This is a genomic window from Serratia sp. CY27727 (assembly GCF_052169275.1).
Lineage (GTDB): Bacteria > Pseudomonadota > Gammaproteobacteria > Enterobacterales > Enterobacteriaceae > Serratia > Serratia sarumanii.
Genome location: NZ_JBJNLB010000030.1, coordinates 1 through 704, shown reverse-complemented (window position 1 = coordinate 704; position 704 = coordinate 1). Strand labels below are relative to the sequence as shown.

1 protein-coding gene is annotated in these 704 nt (G+C 54.0%); it reads left to right on the top strand.

Annotated elements, in window-relative coordinates; all coding sequences use genetic code 11:
• Positions 1-704, top strand: a 704-nt coding sequence (locus tag ACJ8HB_RS24940) for an elongation factor Tu (protein ID WP_164146231.1), incomplete at both ends; no start/stop codon positions are given.

The window sequence follows — 704 nt, the reverse complement described above, 5'->3', positions numbered from 1 at the left end:
CAGATCGATAACGCGCCAGAAGAAAAAGCTCGTGGTATCACCATCAACACCTCTCACGTTGAGTATGACACCCCGACTCGTCACTACGCGCACGTTGACTGCCCAGGGCACGCCGACTACGTGAAAAACATGATCACCGGTGCTGCTCAGATGGACGGCGCGATCCTGGTAGTTGCTGCGACTGATGGCCCAATGCCTCAGACCCGTGAGCACATCCTGCTGGGTCGTCAGGTTGGCGTTCCTTTCATCATCGTATTCATGAACAAATGCGACATGGTTGATGATGAAGAGCTGCTGGAACTGGTAGAAATGGAAGTTCGCGAACTGCTGTCCGCTTACGACTTCCCAGGCGACGACCTGCCAGTAATCCGCGGTTCCGCGCTGAAAGCGCTGGAAGGCGAAGCTGAGTGGGAAGCGAAAATCATCGAACTGGCTGAAGCGCTGGACAGCTACATCCCAGAGCCAGAGCGTGCTATCGACAAGCCGTTCCTGCTGCCAATCGAAGACGTATTCTCCATCTCCGGTCGTGGTACCGTTGTTACCGGTCGTGTTGAGCGCGGTATCATCAAAGTTGGCGAAGAAGTTGAAATCGTTGGTATCAAAGACACCGTTAAGTCTACCTGTACTGGCGTTGAAATGTTCCGCAAACTGCTGGACGAAGGCCGTGCTGGTGAGAACGTAGGTGTTCTGCTGCGTGGTATCAA